Below are 19,758 nucleotides of genomic sequence, written 5' to 3' on the forward strand. Positions count from 1 at the left end.
GCTGACGGAATACAGATTACAGGAAGAGGAAATTTAATCCCTAGTCTGTATTCCAAATGATCTTTTCCTAGGACCTAGCACCCTAGGACCTTCTTTTACCAATCCACGCCTTTCAAAGCTTTTACGCCGGATTCGAAAGCGTGTTTTACGTTTTTCACTTCAGATACTGTGTCGGCCATTTCAATCAGTGTACGATGCGCTCCTCGGCCTGTTATGACAACAGACTGCATCTTAGGGCGATTATTGAGTGCCTCTACAACTTCATCTAATTCGATGTAACCGTAACTGACCATGTAAGTCAGTTCGTCAAATAAAACCACATCGAGTGATTCATCTTGCAGCATGCGCTTACACTCTTGCCAGACCAATTGTGCCGCTTCGGTATCCGCTGCTTTGTTTTGAGTCTCCCAGGTAAAGCCTGTTGCCATAACCTGAAACTCAACACCTAGTTTTTCAAGCAGATTGCGTTCACCGTTATCCCAAGTCCCTTTAATAAACTGAGCGACAGCACAATTCAAACCATGTCCTACGGCACGGGCAATAGTACCAAAGCCAGATGTTGATTTGCCTTTACCATTGCCGGTAATAATAAGGAGCAAGCCCTTTTCTTCCTGGGCGGCCGCTATTTTTGCGTCTACCTGTTGTTTTACTTTCTGTTGGCGAGCCTTGTGACGGGACTCTTTGTTTTCTTCGATAGACATATTCGTACCTCAATTCCTTTTATTACACCAAGACGTGGGTGTTAACTTGGGTTAGTCGTATTAAGTCGCTATGATAGATCAACAAGTGATTGAGAAAAACCATCGATAATTCAGGGAATAAAATGAAGAAAATACTCGTTGTTTGTATGGGAAATATTTGTCGCTCTCCGACAGGGGAAGCGGTGCTCAGAGCCAAAGCAAACGATCTCGGTATCGCCGTAGAGATTGACTCTGCAGGGACAATTGGTTACCACACCGGTAACTTACCGGACCAGCGTGCTATGTTGGCAGGAAAGCAACGAGGTTACTCTTTTAGCGGCATACGAGCGAGACAGGTAAAAAATGACGATTTTGAATACTTTGATTTGATACTCGCCGCAGATAAAGCCAACTTTGCCGATCTTTTGGATAGTTGCCCTGTTGAGCATCGCCATAAAATTTCGCTGTTTCTGAGTCACTCTGATTCCAATTATGAAGAAATTCCGGACCCTTACTACGGAGGAGAAGATGGTTTTGAGTTGGTATTGGATTTAATCGAAGAGGCGGCAGAAGTCATTTTGAAAAAGGTGTGAATGCAGTGCAGCCGGGAAAATAAAAAAGGGATGAGTCAGACTCATCCCTTTGCATCATATCTTTCTATTTATTAACCAGCTAACAGGTCGGTTGCGACTTTGTAGCTCGGGTCTTCTTTGACATTGATTTCAACCAGACTACCTGCTTTGTCGAGAAGTTTACGACAATCCTGGCTCAAGTGGCGTAGATGAAGTGTCTTGCCTAAGGCGGCGTAACGCTCTGCCAGGGTCTCAATTGCTTCAATCGCTGAGTGGTCAGTGACGCGCGAGTCTGCAAAGTCGACAATGATATCTTTCGGGTCGTCGTGCGCGTTGAACAGTTCTAGGAAGTTCGCAGCAGAGCCAAAGAAGATAGGGCCATGAATCTTGTATTCTTTTGAGCCTTCTTCATTGATGCAGGTGTCAGCATAGATGTGTTTAGCATGCTGCCATGCGAACATCAGTGCCGAGGCAATCACACCAACCGCTACCGCAACAGCAAGGTCGGTAAGTACAGTTACAACGGTTACCAGTATGATAACGAAGAAGTCTTGCTTTGGTACACGGCGAGCAAGTTTAAATGTTGCCCATTCGAATGTGCCGATTACAACCATAAACATCACACCAACAAGTGCCGCGAGCGGAATCATTTCGATCAGTGACGATGCAAACAGAATGAACATCAGCAATGCGACTGCGGCAACGATACCCGAAAGTCGGCCACGACCGCCTGAGTTTACGTTGATCATCGATTGACCGATCATCGCACAACCACCCATCGCACCAAATACTGAACAAGTCATGTTAGCCATACCCTGACCGATACACTCACGGTTAGATTGGCCACGTGTATTTGTCATTTCATCCAATACTGTCAGCGTTAGTAGTGACTCGATCAGACCGATTGCAGCCAAAATAACCGCGTAAGGTAGGATGATTTGCAGAGTTTCCAGCGTGAACGGCACCATTGGAATAGAGAATGTTGGCAGAGAGCCCGCTAGGGTTGCTGCTTCATCACCAGACATTGTACGCAAGAAGTCCACAACGGTTCGAGTTTCAAGATCTAGACCGACAACTAATGCCGTAACCGTTACGATCGCAACCAATGATGAAGGTACCGCAGTGGTAATCTTTGGTAAGAAGTGGATGATTGCCATTGTAAGTGCAACCAAACCAAGCATTAACAGCATTTGGTCTTGTGGTAGCCAAGTGAGCATCCCGTTGATGTCAGGCGCTTTAAACTGGCCAAGTTGAGCCAGGAAGATAACAATCGCCAAACCGTTTACGAAGCCGATCATTACCGGGTGCGGAACGATACGGATGAACTTACCCAGTTTGAACAGGCCTGCTGCAACCTGCAGAATACCTGCCAGCATAATGGCTGCGAATAAGTATTGTACGCCGTGGCTTGCAACCAGAGAGACCATAACAACGGCCATCGCACCAGTTGCACCAGAAATCATGCCTGGACGACCACCGAAGATAGAAGTGATCAAGCCAACGATAAATGCAGCGTAAAGACCAACCATCGGGTCTACACCAGCAACGAATGCGAATGCTACAGCTTCAGGCACCAATGCCAATGCAACGGTCAAACCTGAGAGCACATCATTTTTCACAGAGTGCTTTGAAAATTGCGGAAATTCGAACATGTTTGTTTTAAGTTCTCGTTGAAATGAGTTTATCCCGACACATGTTCGTATTGCACAAGCCACTGAGAGATGGGTTTGTTATCCCTCAAGCAGTGTAAATCGGAGCAATAAAGGAGTGGCATTAGAACGGTGTCGAAAACTTTAGTCGGCGAATGCTACCGAAAAGTGTGATTAAGTTCAAGAATGACAGGTATATTGACCTACAAATGTGATCAGTCGTTGATATCAATGTGAACAATTAAATGTGATATCACCAGATAGTAAAAAGGCTGCCTCTCGGCAGCCTTTTATTTTACGTTTCAGGTGATTACTCGTTCAAACTAGCTAAAGTTTGGTTTCGTCATCGCCGCAGAAGCACTGTTTTTCGCGACCTGACTACCTGCGCCTTTAGGCTGGTAACGTTCCGCTTTAAATGGTGCCGCTGTTACTTCGATTTCACGTAGCTCTTGAGGACCTGGTGCTTTCGTCATTGGTGCACTAGCGCCTGGTTTGGTGACCACTTTAACGGCAGCATCTAAGACAATCTCTTGAGTTTCAGCAGGAGCTGGCGATTTCACCTCTTCTACCGTTTCAGTCGTCTCGGCTACAGGTTCAACAACTGGCTCTGCAGGTTGCTCTGATGCTACAGATTCCGCTGCGGCTTCAGTAGCTACTTCAGCTTCAGCAACTGACGCCTTCTCGGTTTCAACGACTGGCGGCGTTACTGGTGCCTGTTCAGCAACAGCTGGTTCGACAACCACTTGTTCGGTAACTGGAGCTTCATCTTTGACCGCTTCTTGAGCTTTAGGCTCGGCAACTACTGGTAGTTCACGGCGGACAATGACTTTGCCCATGGCCATCTCAGGACAAGCAAAACCACCTTGCATTGCTGGTACTGCTGGGACAACTGCTTCTTCCTTAACTCGCTCTTCCTTCTTCGGCGCTGGTTTTGGAATGTAACGTGGCATCACTTTACCCATCGCCATCTCTGGAGAGGCAACACCACCCTTACGCAGGCGGAATGGGTTAGGGCGACGATCACGACCGCGACGACGGCGCTGACCACTTGCACGCAAATGACGTGGAGAACGGCGGTTGCGGCGTTGCTTCGACTCTGCCTGTTTGTTTTCTTGCTGAGTTTCCGCTGCCTCGACTACTGGTTTTTCAACCGGAGCTTCAACGACTTCTGGCGCTTTAACCAGTGTCTCTTCCGCTTGTTCAGCAGCCTGTTGTTCTTTAACACGAACAGATTTGTTTAGTTTACGACGTTGACGACGCTCTTTTACTTTCTCTGTTTTCGCATTTGGCTTCGCTTTGTTGCCTTCTGGCTTCGTTTCTGTACGAGCTTCCGCCGCAAGTTGCAGGCCTTTTTCTGCTACTTTTGCATTCGCTTTTTGCTCTTGCGCTTTTTCTGCTGGTTGAGCTTTTGGCTTACGCTTTTGGTTGCGGTTTTGCTGCTTATTGCCAGTCGGTTGCTGCTGTTGAGCTTCGTTCTGCTCGGTAGCTTGTTCATCACGAGGCTTGCGACGGCGACGGTTATCACGGTTGTCGCGATTGTCTCGGTTATCACGTTGATTGCTACGACGACGATCGTTACGCTCTCGCTTGTTACGCTTATTATCGCGGCTTGGTTTTGGCTCTTCTTGTTGTGGTTTTGGTTCTTCTTTTACTTCTTGAGAACCACCAAATAAGAAGCTACTAAGTGCTTTAAACAGACGGCTAAATAGACCAGGCGTGGCTTCTTTTTTCACCTCTTCACTTTCTTGCTTTTTCGCCGCTACTGGTGCTGGCTTAGAAGCTGGAGTAGGTGCTGATTGTGAAGGTGCAGCAAAGCCTTTAAGAACTGGTTCTTCTAGTCGCTTAGGCTTCATGTCTGTTTCTACCGGCTCCTTACCTTCCGCTTCTTTCAGCGCTTCCAGTTTCTTAGGAAGTAGGTAAGAAATCAGGTCAAACTCTTCGCCTTCACGGACACGAATCACTTCGAAGTGCGGTGTTTCCATGTCAGAGTTAGGAACTACCGTAATTTTCACTTCTTGAATACGTTCGATGTGGTTAACCGAGCGGCGTTTTTCGTTCAATAGGTAAGAGGCGATCGGTACTGGGACTACCGCCAGCACTTGCGCGGTATTGTCTTTCAGTGCTTCTTCTTCGATTAAGCGAAGAACAGAAAGTGCCAGAGATTCGTTGTCACGAACAACACCTGTACCACTACAACGTGGACAGATGTGGTGGCTCGCTTCAGCAAGAGACGGACTCAAGCGCTGACGAGACATTTCTAGCAGACCGAAACGGGAGATACGGCCAATTTGTACGCGAGCACGGTCTAAGCGAACGGCTTCACGTAGGCGGTTCTCTACCTCGCGTTGGTGGCGAACTGGCGTCATATCGATAAAGTCGATAACAACCAGACCACCTAGGTCACGTAGACGTAGCTGACGAGCGATCTCATCGGCTGCTTCTAAGTTAGTGTTCAGTGCTGTCTCTTCGATATCTCCACCCTTAGTTGCGCGAGCAGAGTTGATATCGATAGAAGTCAATGCTTCTGTTGGGTCGATAACAATAGAACCACCAGATGGTAGGCGCACTTCACGTTGGAAAGCCGATTCAATCTGGCTTTCGATTTGGTAGTGGCTGAACAGTGGCACTTCGCCGTCGTATTTCTTAACACGGTTAATAAAGTCAGGGCGAACCAATTGAATGTGCGCTTTTGCACGCTCATAAATGGTGTTGCTATCGATGAGGATTTCACCAATATCACGACGTAAATAGTCACGGATTGCACGAACAATAACGTTACTTTCCTGGTGGATCAGGAATGGAGCAGGGTTAGAGTCTGCTGCACCTTTGATCGCACCCCAATGGTTCAGTAGTACGTTCAAATCCCATTCAAGTTCTTCTGCACTCTTACCAACACCCGCAGTACGTACGATCAGACCCATGCCTTGTGGCAGTTCTAATGTGCTTAGTGCAGCTTTAAGTTGAGTACGCTCGTCACCTTCGATACGGCGAGAAATACCGCCAGCACGAGGGTTGTTAGGCATAAGAACAAGGTAGCTACCAGCGAGAGAAATGAAAGTAGTCAGAGCAGCGCCCTTGCTACCACGTTCCTCTTTTTCCACTTGTACGATAACTTCCTGACCTTCTGTCAGCACTTCTTTAATGCTTGGACGGCCTTGGTAAGTGTAACCTTCAGGGAAATATTCGCGGGCAATTTCTTTGAGAGGGAGGAAACCGTGACGCTCAGCGCCGTAATCAACGAATGCGGCTTCTAAGCTTGGTTCAATACGTGTGATACGTCCTTTGTAGATATTCGCTTTTTTTGATTCATGCCCTGGACTCTCGATATCAAGATCGAAAAGTCGCTGGCCATCAACCAGAGCGACACGCAACTCTTCTTTTTGAGTTGCGTTAATTAACATTCTTTTCATTGAAAATTCTCGTTGTCTTTTCTTTTATATCTTTCTTGTAGACTTGCCACTTTTTTTCACTTTTTCACGGTGCCTGATCCCATGACTTATATTTTGCAGCCTCCCGGCTGGAAGGGGATGCTCTAGGGCACTTCAGTTATCACAAATCTCTTCTGGTTTCTGTCGGAAACGAAGACTTGTGACCCGCTATTTGGGCGGTAGGTACTCAACGTGAATATGCGAGGAGTAGGGTGGCAAGTGTGTTGAATTCAAAGTGTCTTACGCCGATTGCAGCACCTGACTTTCAACGTTCTACTCACATTGCCTTAGGAGTAATGAATGGTAGTGAATAAAATGTAACCAAACCTTCCTTAGCAGCTGTGAACTATAGCAGTGCGCGTCGCTATCAGCAATCTGCTTTAGTACAAACGATAGAAAAATTGCCACAAAATTCAAATTTCGTAATTTATAACTGGCTGTTTCCTAAACAATTGAATCAAGTAAAGTGAAGAAGACACAAAACAAGCTTAAAACTTGATAAAGAGTTTTAATAATTTAAACAAAAGCTTGGGTGATTTCAGACCAGTTTGCACTGACAAGTATTTCTTTTGCAGAAAGAATAATGTGAAGTCACGTGTATTTACGTTTACAATAGCGCGCATGAGCGAAATAAGAACGAAAGTCCAGTTTGTCGACATCGACGAAGACATGGCAGGTCAGCGCATTGATAACTTTTTGCGCAACCAATTAAAAGACATTCCTAAAAGCATGATTTACAGAATTGTGCGCAAGGGAGAGGTACGCGTTAATAAAAAGCGTATTAAAGCCGAGTACAAATTAAAAGCGGGTGATCTGGTTCGTATTCCTCCTGTAACTATGGAGAAAAAAGAAGACGACGTCGCGCCGAGCACGAAACTTAATCGAGTCGCAGAGCTAGAAGACATGATCATTTTTGAAGATGATCATATGCTCATTCTTAATAAACCGTCAGGAACGGCGGTTCATGGTGGTAGTGGCCTGAAGTTTGGTGCTATTGAAGCCCTGCGTGCTTTGCGCCCAGAAGCGCGATTTTTAGAACTCGTACATCGTATAGACCGTGATACGTCTGGCATTCTGCTTGTCGCTAAAAAGCGTTCAGCGCTTCGTCACCTGCAAGCACAGTTCCGAGCAAAAACAGTGAAGAAGTTTTACTTCGCACTGGTGATGGGGCAGTGGAAGAGCAGTTGTAAAGTCGTGAACGCGCCACTACTGAAAAATGAAGTAAACAGTATTGTTCGTGTTAACCCAAACGGTAAGCCATCCGAAACACGCTTTAAGATTTTGGAGAAGTTCGAACAAGCCACTTTGATTCAAGCAAGTCCAATTACCGGGCGTACACACCAAATTCGTGTCCATACACAATACACTGGGCACCCGATCGCTTGGGATGATCGTTATGGCGACCGACGTTTTGATGCGTATACCGGACAGTATGGCTTGGATCGATTGTTTCTTCATGCGGCTAATATCAAGTTCCAGCATCCTTCTAACGATGAATGGATGGAAATTAACGCGAAGATGGAACCTAAGTTAGAAAAAGTGCTCGTTGGCTTGAGAAAAGCATAGTTTGTACTCACCAGTGTCATTCCGAGGAGCCAAAGCGACATCAGGAATCTATTCACTTTGAGCTCGTTGCCGACATCAGCACCAACAGCGTCAACTTAATCGGAAAGTAGATCCTGAATCACGCTCGTTCGTCGCTGTTCAGGATGACTGATTGATTTGAACACGTCGTTCGCACTAAGAGAACGACGTTAAGTACAGCCTTTTGTCCTTATATTAGAGAACATCAAGCCCCTGAACACGCAACATGTCAATTAGGTTAATGAGCGGCAGACCTACAAGCGTGTTCGGGTCTTTCCCTACAAGCTTCTTGAACAAGCAAATCCCCATTCCTTCACTTTTGAAACTGCCTGCGCAGTAAAATGGCTCTTCTCTGTCTACATATCGTTCTATTTGTTCACGAGTTAAATCCCGGAAGTGAACTTCGAAAGTATCGTAACCTACCTCGGTATGGTTAGTCGCAGTATTATGTACGGCAAGACCGGTATAAAAAGTAATGACGTTTCCACTTTGCGCAAGTAGCTGCTCGATGGCATTTTCACGATTGAGTGGTTTCCCGACGATCTTATCGTCAATCACACAAACTTGATCGCTACCGACGATTAGGCTTGGTTGTTCTGTTAAACAGGATGTTGCTTTTGTTGCCGCGAGTCGCATAACAAGATCGACCGGTTTTTCGTTGTCTAATGGCGTTTCGTCACAGTCAGGTGAGACGCAAATAAACGGTACTGAGAGTTTTTCCAGCAGTTGTCGGCGAAAAGGGGAAGTTGAGGCTAAAACCAGTTGGTAATTTTTCATTTTGAATTACAATTTGCAGGAGCATTTCCGATAGGATAATCGATCAAAAATGATTCTGGCTAATGCTCTGTATGATAAGCGTAAAAAAGTACAACTTTTTTGCCTTTTTCTTTGACTAATTTAGATTTGGAAGATAATATTCGCGCCCTATGCAAAAGGTAAAAATACCGCGAACGGTTGATCCGGCGAAGGCGGCACAAAAACGATTGGACTACGATGGCATCATCCAAACCAGTCTTTTCAAACGCTTAGCGGAAGCAACTGAAGGCGTAAAACGCGACGCAGAAGTCTCATTGTCATTTGAGATAGATGAACAGCGACTCGTTGTTATCTCTGGTAAAGCTAACATCGAAGTCGAATTAGAATGTCAGCGTTGTAATGAGGTATTCACACATCAGTGTGAAGTTGAATTCCTTTACACTCCTTACCTCGGTGAGAAGACAGAAGAGGAAGCACCAGAAATTTATGATTTGGTAGATCTAAATGAGTATGGTGAATTAGACCTTATACAATTGATTGAAGACGAGTTCATCTTAGCATTACCTCAAATTGCGATGCACGATGAAGCGGATTGTAGCGTTGATTCAAATAATATGGTTTTTGGTGAGCTTCCTGAAGAAATTGAGGAAAAGAAACCGAATCCATTCGACGTTTTGAAAAGTCTGAAAAAGTAATAGGTGTGGTCGCCGATTCTTATTCAGGTTTTTAACCCAATAGTATAGGAGTAGGGTCAATGGCCGTACAAAAAAACCGTAAAACTCGTTCTAAGCGCGGTATGCGTCGTTCACACGATGCGCTAACTACAGCTGCACTATCTGTAGACGCGACTTCTGGTGAAACTCACCTACGCCACAACGTAACTGCTGAAGGTTACTACCGTGGCAACAAGGTTATCAACAAGTAAGGTTGAACCTTTGCAAACTATTTCCGTTGCACTTGATGCAATGGGCGGGGACTTCGGTCCTCGCGTAACAGTGCCTGCCGCCGTGCAGGCACTGTCTCATTTCCCTGAGCTAAAAGTGATCCTTATTGGTGATCAATCTCTGATCACGTCTCAATTATCTCAACTCGGTACTTCTACCAGTTCCCGTTTGACTATTCTCCACAGTGAGAAAGTGATTTCTAATTCAGAAAAACCCTCTCTAGCATTACGAAATAGCCAAAATAGTTCGATGCGCAAAGCCATCGATCTTGTTTCAGTACAAAAAGCAGACGCTTGTGTCAGTGGTGGTAATACTGGCGCGTTGATGGCGCTTTCCCGTTTTATTCTCAAATTGTTGCCTGGTATTGATCGCCCTGCTTTAGTTTCAGCCTTACCGACCATCAGTGGAAAACGCACCTGGATGTTGGATCTCGGTGCGAATGTATCTTGTGACGCAGACAGCTTGTTCCAGTTTGCTGTGATGGGTAGCGCGTTGGCTGAACAGCACTTGGGTCATCCTGCTCGTGTGGCGGTTCTCAATATTGGTGCAGAAGAAATAAAAGGCAATGATCTCGTTAAGCGCTGTGCAGAAATGCTTTCTCAAACCGACGCAATCAATTTTGTTGGTTATATTGAAGGTAATCAAATATTGCATGATGTTGCTGATGTCATCGTTTGTGATGGATTTGTTGGTAACGTATGCTTAAAGGCCAGCGAGGGAACAGCACAACTTTTTATCGAAAAAATTAAAACCAGTATGATGGCGTCTACGATAAAGGGTTGGATTGCTAGAAAGTTGTTTTCTCGGCTATTTAATGAACTAAAAACACTGAACCCCGACCAGTATAACGGCGCAAGTTTGCTAGGATTGCGCGGCATTGTCATTAAAAGCCATGGAAGCGCTGATGTATCTGCAATTGTCAATGCACTTGGAGAGGCAGTACACGAGGTCAAACGACAAGTACCAAGCCGTATTAGCGATCGTTTGGAAGCGGTTTTACTCGAGAGGCATTATTAGTCTTCATGTATAGCAAAATTTTAGGTACTGGCAGCTACCTGCCATCTCAGGTGCGTACTAACGCAGATCTAGAGAAAATGGTAGATACAAGTGACGAGTGGATTGTTGCTCGCACGGGTATTAAAGAGCGTCGAATCGCAGCAGAAGATGAAACTGTTGCTGACATGGCATTCTACGCAGCTGAAAACGCTATCGATATGGCAGGTATAGATAAGAACGACATTGATCTTATCATTGTAGCTACTACCAGCAGTAGCCATACTTTCCCTTCATCTGCGTGTCAGGTGCAGGGAAAGCTTGGCATTAAAGGTTGTCCGGCGTTTGACTTAGCCGCTGCTTGTTCTGGCTTTGTATATGCGCTATCTGTCGCGGATCAGCACATCAAATCAGGTATGTGTAAAAACGTACTGGTGGTTGGCGCGGACGCCTTGTCGAAAACATGTGACCCGACTGATCGTTCGACCATTATTCTGTTCGGTGACGGAGCGGGTGCGGTTGTCGTTGGTGCTAGTGAAGAACCTGGTATCATCTCTACCCACATATACTCGGATGGTCAATTTGGTGAGTTATTGAGCTTACCAGTGCCAGTGCGTGGCCAAGATGCCGATAAATGGCTTCACATGGCAGGAAACGAAGTATTCAAAGTTGCTGTAACTCAGTTGTCTAAATTGGTTAAAGACACACTTGAAGCCAACAACATGCACAAGTCTGAGCTAGACTGGCTAGTACCGCACCAAGCGAACTACCGAATTATCTCAGCGACGGCGAAGAAGCTTTCAATGTCTCTGGATCAAGTCGTATTGACTTTAGACAGACACGGTAATACATCGGCAGCGACCGTTCCAACAGCGTTGGACGAGGCGGTGCGTGATGGTCGTATCAAGCGTGGACAAACTTTGCTATTAGAGGCATTTGGTGGCGGTTTCACTTGGGGCTCTGCTCTGGTGAAATTCTAAGTTTCACGAGAATTCAAAATTTAAGATGCACTCAGTGCATCTTATTTCTTTTTACATTGCTTAAAGGAAAACAACATGAGCAAGTTTGCTATCGTATTTCCAGGCCAAGGTTCTCAAGCAGTAGGTATGCTGGCTGAGCTTGGCGAACAATATGACGTAGTAAAACAAACATTTGCAGAAGCATCTGACGCACTAGGTTACGATCTATGGGCGCTTGTTCAAAATGGCCCTGCTGAAGATCTCAATCAAACATTCCGTACACAGCCTGCATTGTTAGCGTCGTCTGTGGCTATTTGGCGTGTATGGCAAGAGCTTGGTCTCGAGCAACCTGCAAATCTTGCAGGCCACAGCTTGGGTGAGTATTCAGCACTTGTATGTGCAGGTGTGATTGACTTTAAACAAGCAATCAAACTGGTTGAGTTGCGCGGTCAGCTAATGCAAGAAGCCGTACCTGCAGGCACTGGTGCAATGTATGCAATTATTGGCTTAGATGATGAGTCGATCGCAAAAGCGTGTGAAGAAGCGGCTCAAGGCGAAGTAGTGTCTCCGGTAAACTTCAACTCTCCAGGTCAAGTTGTTATCGCTGGTAGCAAAGACGCAGTAGAGCGTGCTGGTGCTTTGTGTAAAGAAGCAGGTGCTAAGCGTGCGCTTCCTCTACCTGTTTCAGTGCCTTCTCACTGTGCGCTAATGAAACCTGCGGCAGAAAAACTGGCTGTTGCTCTAGAATCTATTGAGTTTAATGCGCCTCAGCTTCCAGTGATCAACAACGTTGATGTGGCAGCTGAAACGGATCCTGCAAAAATTAAAGACGCACTTGTTCGTCAGCTACATAGCCCAGTGCGTTGGACTGAGAGCGTCCAGCTGATGAGTGAACAAGGCGTAGAAAATCTTCTTGAGCTTGGTCCTGGCAAAGTATTGACAGGTCTAACTAAACGTATCGTGAAAACACTAAGTGCTGCGGCGGTTAACGACGTAGCGTCGTTAGAAGCGGCTAAGTAATTTAGCGTTAGACACGATAATAAAAGGAAAAACAACATGATGAATCTAGAAGGTAAGATCGCTCTAGTGACAGGCGCAAGCCGTGGCATTGGTCGTGCGATTGCTGAACTTCTTGTTGAACGTGGTGCAACCGTCATTGGTACTGCAACGTCTGAAAGTGGCGCTGCCGCTATCAGCGAATACCTTGGTGAAAACGGTAAAGGTTTGGCACTTAACGTTACTGACGTTGAGTCTATCGAAGCGACACTAAAAACCATCAACGATGAGTTTGGTGCGATCGATATTCTAGTCAACAATGCAGGTATTACTCGTGATAACCTGCTAATGCGTATGAAAGATGATGAGTGGAATGACATCATCGATACGAACCTAACGCCAATTTTCCGTATGTCTAAAGCGGTATTGCGTGGCATGATGAAAAAGCGTGCGGGTCGTATCATCAACGTAGGTTCGGTTGTAGGTACTATGGGCAACGCTGGTCAAGCTAACTACGCAGCAGCAAAAGCGGGTGTGATCGGTTTCACGAAATCGATGGCTCGTGAAGTGGCTTCTCGTGGTGTAACGGTAAACACTGTTGCTCCTGGTTTCATCGAAACCGACATGACTAAGGCACTAAATGACGAGCAACGTGCGGCAACTTTGTCGAACGTGCCAGCTGGTCGTTTGGGTGACCCTCGTGAAATTGCATCAGCAGTCGCGTTCCTTGCTTCACCTGAAGCAGCGTACATTACTGGTGAAACTTTGCATGTAAATGGTGGCATGTACATGGTTTAATACGACAGTTTTGGCAAAATAAGCTATTTTACATTGTGAAGAATGGCTTATAGTTGCACGTTACTGTCATGAACTTGTCATGCTGATGCGCAAGATTTGTGCATGATTTAAGTCAAAAATGTATTGAAATTCGGTTAAATTCGCTAATTTTGTGGTTTGACCAGCAAGGACCCCCTTGCAACTTTCAATAGTTCGAATAAACTACGGAATCATCGCATTAGGCGAAATCTGTAAAGGAAAAGAAAAAATGAGCAACATCGAAGAACGCGTAAAGAAAATCATTGTTGAACAGCTAGGTGTAGACGAAGCAGAAGTTAAAAACGAAGCTTCTTTCGTTGACGATCTAGGTGCTGATTCTCTAGACACTGTAGAACTAGTTATGGCTCTAGAAGAGGAATTCGACACTGAGATTCCTGACGAAGAAGCTGAGAAGATCACTACTGTTCAAGCTGCAATCGACTACGTAAACAGCGCTCAGTAATTATCTCTCCCAGGCGGTCTCCTAGACCGCCTGTGTTCTTTCTAACTTCTTCTATCCTCTCATAGAAATATTCAATTCCCGGAGAATTATATCGTGTCCAAGCGTCGTGTAGTTGTCACTGGCATGGGTATGTTGTCACCGGTAGGCAACACAGTAGAATCATCTTGGAAAGCCCTGCTAGAAGGTCAAAGTGGTATTGTGAATATCGAGCACTTTGATGCTACGAATTTCTCAACTCGTTTTGCAGGTCTTGTGAAGGATTTCGATTGCACAGAGTACATGTCTAAGAAAGATGCTCGTAAAATGGATCTGTTTATCCAGTACGGTGTCGCAGCAGGTATGCAAGCAATTGATGACTCTGGCTTACAAATTACCGAAGAAAACGCGGCTCGAGTTGGTGTTGCCATCGGCTCAGGCATTGGGGGTCTGGAACTGATTGAATCAGGTCACACTGCGTTAGTAGAAAAAGGTCCTCGCAAGGTTAGCCCATTTTTTGTTCCTTCGACCATCGTAAACATGGTTGCAGGTAACCTATCTATCATGCGCGGTCTTCGTGGTCCAAATATCGCGATCTCTACAGCATGTACTACTGGTCTACATAACATCGGCCATGCGGCTCGCATGATTGCTTATGGCGATGCTGATGCTATGGTTGCTGGTGGTTCTGAAAAAGCGTCAACACCGTTAGGTATGGCAGGCTTTGGTGCTGCTAAAGCGCTATCTACTCGCAACGACGAGCCTCAAAAAGCTTCTCGTCCATGGGACAAAGGCCGTGATGGTTTTGTTCTTGGTGACGGTGCAGGCATCATGGTACTTGAAGAGTACGAACATGCTAAAGCTCGTGGCGCTAAGATCTATGCAGAGCTAGTTGGTTTTGGTATGTCGGGCGATGCTTACCACATGACTTCTCCAAGTGAAGATGGTTCAGGTGGTGCACTAGCGATGGAAGCTGCAATGCGTGATGCAAACATCGAAGGTACTCAGGTGGGTTATGTAAACGCACATGGTACTTCGACGCCTGCAGGTGATGTGGCTGAAATCAAGGGTGTGAAACGTGCTCTTGGTGAAGAGGGCGCTAAGCAAGTTCTCGTTTCTTCAACGAAGTCTATGACAGGTCACCTACTGGGTGCTGCAGGCTCTGTAGAAGCGATTATCACGGTGATGTCTTTGGTTGATCAAATTGTTCCGCCAACCATCAACTTAGATGATCCAGAAGAAGGCTTAGATATCGACCTTGTGCCGCACACTGCGCGCAAAGTTGATGGCATGGAATACGCAATCTGTAACTCGTTTGGCTTCGGTGGCACAAACGGTTCTTTGGTATTCAAAAAGTTCGCTGAATAACATTTGTTCTCAGATTAACACTGTCTAAGATTATTTAGATAATGGAACTTGTATTCTAACGGCTCGATGCTTAGCATTGAGCCGTTTTGTTTTATCTGATAGCCGCAATTTTAAAGGTAGCCGAATGTTTTGGGTAAATGGAATTCCACAAACACATGTCTCACTAAGCGATCGTTCCTTTCAATATGGAGACGGTTGTTTCACGACCATCCTGACTAAGAAGGGAGAGTTGGTGCTCTGGCCTGAACATATTGCAAGAATGGAAGCCTGTCTCAAAGCGTTACACATTCCTTTCCCCGATTGGCAAGCCGTTTTTGAGTGGGCTGCTGATGCTGCCATGTCAGATGATTACGCTGGTGTGAAGATACATATCAGCCGCGGTACTGGTGGGCGTGGATACAGTCCAAATGGGATAGAAGGCCCAACGGTGACCATTTCTAACTTCCCTTTCCCTGGTCATTACGCCGACTGGCAAACTAATGGTGTCAGCCTTGGTGTGTGTGAAACGAGATTAGGGATTCAGCCTCTGCTTGCGGGACACAAGCACAATAATCGTTTAGAGCAAATTCTGGCCAAAGCCGAAATTGAAGGCACTGATTTTGCTGATGCAGTAACGTTAAATGTGCAAAATCATGTCATTGAAACTACAATGGCCAACCTTTTTTGGGTTAAAGATAATAGTGTTTATACGCCAGATTTAAGTGTGTCTGGTGTTGCCGGTGTCATGCGTCGAAAGGTGCTTGAATTTTGCGTAGCGAATAGCATTAACGTAAAGGTAGACACGTTCCAACTTTCTGATCTGCTCGACGCGGACGAAGTATGGATGTGCAATTCATTGTTAGGTGTAGCTCCGGTGACGAGTATTGCAACACCAAACCAAAAGGTTGACTTTCCGATAGGAAAACTGACTCAACGACTGCAAGGAAATCTAACTACGTGATTAAAAAACTGCTGGCTGTTGTTGTGCTGATTGCTTTGATTGGCGCAGCAGGTGTTTTTTATGTTGTTTCACAGGCGAAGCAATATGTGAATAAGCCGATTCTACTCGAGCAACCTCAGCTATTTACAGTAGAAACTGGCACGAGCTTTCATCAGGTAATTCGCGACTTGGTGAACGCACAAGTTATCGAGTCTTCTGATTATACTCGTTTCATTCCACGCCTTTATCCTGAACTCGTGCAAGTTAGGGCGGGTACTTATCAGCTCGAGCCTAACCTGTCGCTCTATCAAGCGTTGGAGCATCTAAATACAGGAAAAGAACATCAGTTCGCGATTACTTTTGTCGAAGGCAGTCGTTTTTCTGAGTGGGTAGAGTTGCTCAAAGAGGCACCTTACGTCGACCATGATTTGACCGCGCTATCTGAAAAAGAGATGGCTGCTAAGCTGGGTATTGAACGTGAAAAGTTAGAAGGACTCTTTCTGGCTGAAACCTATCACTACACCGCCGGCACTCCCGAGAGCCAGCTGCTCAAGCGCGCGCATCAGAAGTTAAATAGCATCATTGATGCTCAGTGGGAATTACGTCAGGAAAAGCTACCTCTTCAAGATAAGTATCAAGCGTTGATTTTGGCTTCTATCATCGAAAAAGAGACCGCGATTGATTCGGAGCGTGAGCGAGTTGCATCGGTGTTCGTCAATCGCCTGAATAAGCGAATGCGTCTGCAAACCGATCCAACGGTTATTTATGGAATGGGCGATGCGTACGACGGCAATATTCGTAAAAAGGATCTGCGCACTCCAACGCCATACAATACGTATGTTATTAATGGATTACCACCAACGCCAATTGCAATGGCAGGAGAGGCCTCAATAGTGGCGGCTCTGAACCCGGAAGCGAGTAACTATTTATACTTTGTTGCAAGCGGCAAGGGTGGACATGTATTCAGCAAGTCCCTTGCCGAGCATAATCGTGCCGTACGAGCCTATTTAAGAGAACTAAGAAAGAACAAATGATGAAAGCAAACTTTATTGTCATAGAGGGCCTGGAAGGCGCGGGTAAAAGTACGGCCATTCAAACCGTGTTGGAGACACTCAAATCCGCGGGTATCCACGATATTGTTAATACTCGTGAACCTGGTGGTACGCCACTGGCAGAGAAAATGCGAGCATTAGTCAAAGAAGAACACGAGGGTGAAGAACTTAAGGATATGACAGAGTTACTGCTTCTTTATGCGGCACGTGTTCAACTTGTAGAGAACGTCATAAAGCCAGCGTTAGCGAAGGGACAGTGGGTTGTTGGTGATCGTCATGATATGTCTTCTCAGGCTTATCAGGGTGGTGGTCGTCAGATCGATGCATCATTAATGAAAAATCTTCGTAACACCACTCTCGGTGATTTTAAACCGGCTCTGACGCTTTATATGGATATCGACCCTCGAATTGGTCTGGAACGTGCTCGTGGTCGCGGTGAGCTTGACCGTATTGAGAAGATGGACATTAGTTTCTTTGAGCGTACTCGTGAACGATACTTGGAGATTGCCAACAATGATCCCTCTGTTGTGGTGATCAATGCTGAGCAGTCGATCGAGAAAGTGTCTCAGGATATTCAACAGGCTTTAAATGAGTGGTTATCGTATCAATAATCGCGAACGAGGATTTAGATAACTCATGTTTAACGATTTTCCATGGCTCTCCCCGGTTTGGGGTAACCTCAAGGCAGGATTAGACTCAAACCGAATTCCTGGCGCTTTGCTGATACAAAGTGCGCCAGGGTTGGCTGCAGAACAGCTTGTTGAGCGTTTCAGTCATGCCCTTCTTTGTCAGAATTACAGCAGTGAAGCTTGTGGTTTTTGCCATAGCTGTCAGCTTGTTCAATCGCACAGTCATCCAGACTTGCACTGGGTTAAACCAGAGAAAGAGGGCAAAGCAATAACGGTTGATCAGATCCGGGCTTGTAATCGCCTTGCGCATGAGTCATCACAACTCAACGGTTATCGCTTATTTGTTATTGAACCGGCGGACATGATGAATGAGTCGGCGTCTAACGCATTGTTAAAGACGTTAGAAGAGCCAGGCGAGAAGTGTCTGTTCTTACTTGTCACGCCTAATCAAGAGCGCTTACTGCCAACGATACGCAGTCGATGCCAGCAGTGGGTCGTTAGCCCACCATCAACTGAGCAAGCCATGCAGTGGCTGAGAGAGAACGGGGCATCCGATCTTCCTGCTTATGCATTAAAACTTAATAGCGGATCGCCTATAAAAACGCTGGAGGCAAAAAATAGTGGTCAACTGGAAGAGTATTTGACATTCGAACACGATTTCATAGACGCTATGTCATCTGTTGTGGCCGATCTATCACCCTGTGTTTCTTATATGGCGAAGCATCCCGAAAACGCAATCAATTGGGCCTGGTATCTTCTTACTGATGCGCAGAAGGTTCAGTTTGGCGTTTCTGAAGGTGATATTTTACCTGGCGCTCATCAGCTTCAGCACAAAAACTACAACGGTTTATATTCATCAGCGAAGCAGCTGATGGACATCAAGGCTCAACTACAAGCATTTCCGGGCTTAAACCTTGAGCTATTATCAATGAATTGGTTAATTGAATCACGAGAGGCATTATGTTCGTAGATTCGCATTGTCACTTAGACAAATTGAATTACGACGATCTCCACACCAACGTGGAAGACGTTATTAACAAAGCAAAGCAGGCCAATGTGACAGAGCTGCTCTCTGTTGGAGTTACGTTGGATTCCTTTGAAAATATGATGGAAATGATTACACCTTATGAGAATGTTTACGCCTCGTGTGGTGTGCATCCGTTGGATGTAGAAAGCGCATTTTCACTAGATACGCTGCAAAAGTATGCTTCACATGACAGGGTTGTCGCTATTGGTGAAACGGGTCTGGATTATCACTACAAGCCAGATACTGCTGCATTACAGAAAGAACGTTTTGAGCAGCATGTGGAACTGGCTGTCGATCTTAACAAGCCACTGATTATCCATACAAGAAATGCACGTGCTGATACGTTAGATATTCTGCGTAGCGGTGGTACAGAGAAGTGTGGTGGTGTGATTCACTGCTTTACAGAGGATCTCGCATTTGCTGAGGCGGCGCTGGATTTAGGGTTTTACATCTCTATTTCAGGGATCGTAACGTTTCGCCAGGCAACAGAACTTAAAGAGGTGGTCAAAACACTTCCTTTGGACAAATTACTTATCGAGACAGATTCGCCTTATCTAGCACCGGTTCCCCACCGAGGCAAAGAGAACCAACCTGCTTATGTCGTTGAAGTGGCGGCTTACATCGCGCAACTCAAAGGCGCTTCTCTTTCAGAGGTCGCGCAAAAAACGACCGAAAACTTCAGAAATCTTTTTTTACGATAGATAAAAAGATTTCGATTAAAAAAGGAGCGCTTGCTCCTTTTTTCTTACCTAAGAAACGATTTCCGCATGAAGTTATGATTAGTTAACTAAATTTGTTGGTTTTGTGTTGTCAAATTAATCTAAGTTTATTTTGTGATAAAAAGTAACAATGAGCCCTATTTTATTTACCCTTTAAAATTAATCTTGTTATTTATTAATTTGTTTAAAAACAACAGCTTAATGTCGATGCAATCCATTACTTGAAGG

Annotated in this window: 19 protein-coding genes; 15 read left to right on the forward strand and 4 right to left on the reverse strand. The window is 45.5% G+C overall.

From position 1 onward, the window contains the following. Positions 1-95 precede the first annotated feature (95 nt). A complete protein-coding gene (gene cobO, locus RXX31_RS10285) occupies positions 96-701 on the reverse strand; it encodes a cob(I)yrinic acid a,c-diamide adenosyltransferase (protein ID WP_317589165.1) in 606 nt (201 codons plus the stop codon). 122 nt (positions 702-823) lie between these two features. Between cobO and RXX31_RS10290 the strand changes: the two genes are divergently transcribed. Further along, entirely contained in the window at positions 824-1,273 is a 450-nt protein-coding gene (locus RXX31_RS10290) for a low molecular weight protein-tyrosine-phosphatase (protein ID WP_317589166.1), read from the forward strand. Positions 1,274-1,344: 71 nt separating this feature from the next. Here RXX31_RS10290 and RXX31_RS10295 read toward each other — a convergent pair whose 3' ends face one another. Both RXX31_RS10295 and rne read right to left on the reverse strand, forming a co-directional pair. Next, entirely contained in the window at positions 1,345-2,904 is a 1,560-nt protein-coding gene (locus tag RXX31_RS10295; RefSeq protein WP_317589167.1) for a SulP family inorganic anion transporter, read from the reverse strand. A gap of 320 nt (positions 2,905-3,224) precedes the next feature. Next, entirely contained in the window at positions 3,225-6,311 is a 3,087-nt protein-coding gene (gene rne / locus RXX31_RS10300) for a ribonuclease E (RefSeq protein ID WP_317589168.1), read from the reverse strand. A 639-nt stretch (positions 6,312-6,950) separates the two neighbouring features. Here rne and rluC point away from each other — a divergent pair. Beyond that, positions 6,951-7,895, forward strand: a complete 945-nt coding sequence (gene rluC / locus RXX31_RS10305) for a 23S rRNA pseudouridine(955/2504/2580) synthase RluC (RefSeq protein WP_317589169.1) — start codon at positions 6,951-6,953, stop codon at positions 7,893-7,895. A gap of 213 nt (positions 7,896-8,108) precedes the next feature. Here the strand turns inward: rluC and RXX31_RS10310 are convergent, their stop codons facing one another. After that, positions 8,109-8,690, reverse strand: a complete 582-nt coding sequence (locus RXX31_RS10310; protein ID WP_317589170.1) for a nucleoside triphosphate pyrophosphatase — start codon at positions 8,688-8,690, stop codon at positions 8,109-8,111. A gap of 149 nt (positions 8,691-8,839) precedes the next feature. On the opposite strand from RXX31_RS10310, the gene yceD reads away from it, so the two are divergent. The 13 genes from yceD (at position 8,840) to RXX31_RS10375 (ending at position 19,512) form a co-directional block, all read left to right on the forward strand. Then, complete coding sequence (gene yceD / locus RXX31_RS10315) at positions 8,840-9,364, forward strand: 23S rRNA accumulation protein YceD (protein ID WP_317589172.1); 525 nt, start codon at positions 8,840-8,842, stop codon at positions 9,362-9,364. Positions 9,365-9,423: 59 nt separating this feature from the next. Beyond that, the gene (gene rpmF / locus RXX31_RS10320) at positions 9,424-9,594 is read left to right on the forward strand and encodes a 50S ribosomal protein L32 (protein ID WP_021707869.1); all 171 of its coding nucleotides are present in this window, start codon (positions 9,424-9,426) and stop codon (positions 9,592-9,594) included. Between the two features lie 10 nt (positions 9,595-9,604). Continuing rightward, positions 9,605-10,630: a phosphate acyltransferase PlsX gene (gene plsX / locus RXX31_RS10325; RefSeq protein WP_317589173.1), complete on the forward strand. Its 1,026-nt coding sequence runs from the start codon at positions 9,605-9,607 to the stop codon at positions 10,628-10,630. A gap of 5 nt (positions 10,631-10,635) precedes the next feature. Then, positions 10,636-11,586 (forward strand): beta-ketoacyl-ACP synthase III, encoded by a 951-nt coding sequence (locus tag RXX31_RS10330; protein WP_317589175.1) that lies wholly within the window; start codon positions 10,636-10,638, stop codon positions 11,584-11,586. Between the two features lie 75 nt (positions 11,587-11,661). Beyond that, positions 11,662-12,585: an ACP S-malonyltransferase gene (gene fabD / locus RXX31_RS10335; RefSeq protein ID WP_264905297.1), complete on the forward strand. Its 924-nt coding sequence runs from the start codon at positions 11,662-11,664 to the stop codon at positions 12,583-12,585. A 39-nt stretch (positions 12,586-12,624) separates the two neighbouring features. Continuing rightward, entirely contained in the window at positions 12,625-13,359 is a 735-nt protein-coding gene (fabG, locus tag RXX31_RS10340; RefSeq protein WP_317589342.1) for a 3-oxoacyl-ACP reductase FabG, read from the forward strand. Between the two features lie 247 nt (positions 13,360-13,606). Next, positions 13,607-13,840: an acyl carrier protein gene (acpP, locus tag RXX31_RS10345; RefSeq protein ID WP_004406112.1), complete on the forward strand. Its 234-nt coding sequence runs from the start codon at positions 13,607-13,609 to the stop codon at positions 13,838-13,840. Between the two features lie 93 nt (positions 13,841-13,933). Then, positions 13,934-15,184: a beta-ketoacyl-ACP synthase II gene (gene fabF / locus RXX31_RS10350; RefSeq protein ID WP_317589177.1), complete on the forward strand. Its 1,251-nt coding sequence runs from the start codon at positions 13,934-13,936 to the stop codon at positions 15,182-15,184. 124 nt (positions 15,185-15,308) lie between these two features. Beyond that, positions 15,309-16,124, forward strand: coding sequence for an aminodeoxychorismate lyase (gene pabC, locus RXX31_RS10355; RefSeq protein ID WP_317589179.1), 816 nt, complete (start codon positions 15,309-15,311; stop codon positions 16,122-16,124). Further along, positions 16,121-17,137 carry an endolytic transglycosylase MltG gene (gene mltG, locus RXX31_RS10360; protein WP_317589181.1) on the forward strand — a complete coding sequence of 339 codons (1,017 nt, stop codon included), beginning with the start codon at positions 16,121-16,123 and terminating at the stop codon, positions 17,135-17,137. The genes pabC and mltG overlap by 4 nt, the downstream gene beginning before the upstream one ends. Then, entirely contained in the window at positions 17,134-17,766 is a 633-nt protein-coding gene (gene tmk / locus RXX31_RS10365; protein ID WP_317589183.1) for a dTMP kinase, read from the forward strand. The genes mltG and tmk overlap by 4 nt, the downstream gene beginning before the upstream one ends. A gap of 25 nt (positions 17,767-17,791) precedes the next feature. Continuing rightward, positions 17,792-18,754 (forward strand): DNA polymerase III subunit delta', encoded by a 963-nt coding sequence (locus RXX31_RS10370; protein WP_317589185.1) that lies wholly within the window; start codon positions 17,792-17,794, stop codon positions 18,752-18,754. Next, positions 18,745-19,512 (forward strand): YchF/TatD family DNA exonuclease, encoded by a 768-nt coding sequence (locus tag RXX31_RS10375; RefSeq protein ID WP_317589186.1) that lies wholly within the window; start codon positions 18,745-18,747, stop codon positions 19,510-19,512. The genes RXX31_RS10370 and RXX31_RS10375 overlap by 10 nt, the downstream gene beginning before the upstream one ends. Positions 19,513-19,758: the final 246 nt, after the last annotated feature.

This window comes from Vibrio sp. EA2 (assembly GCF_033042495.1).
Taxonomy (GTDB): Bacteria; Pseudomonadota; Gammaproteobacteria; order Enterobacterales; family Vibrionaceae; genus Vibrio.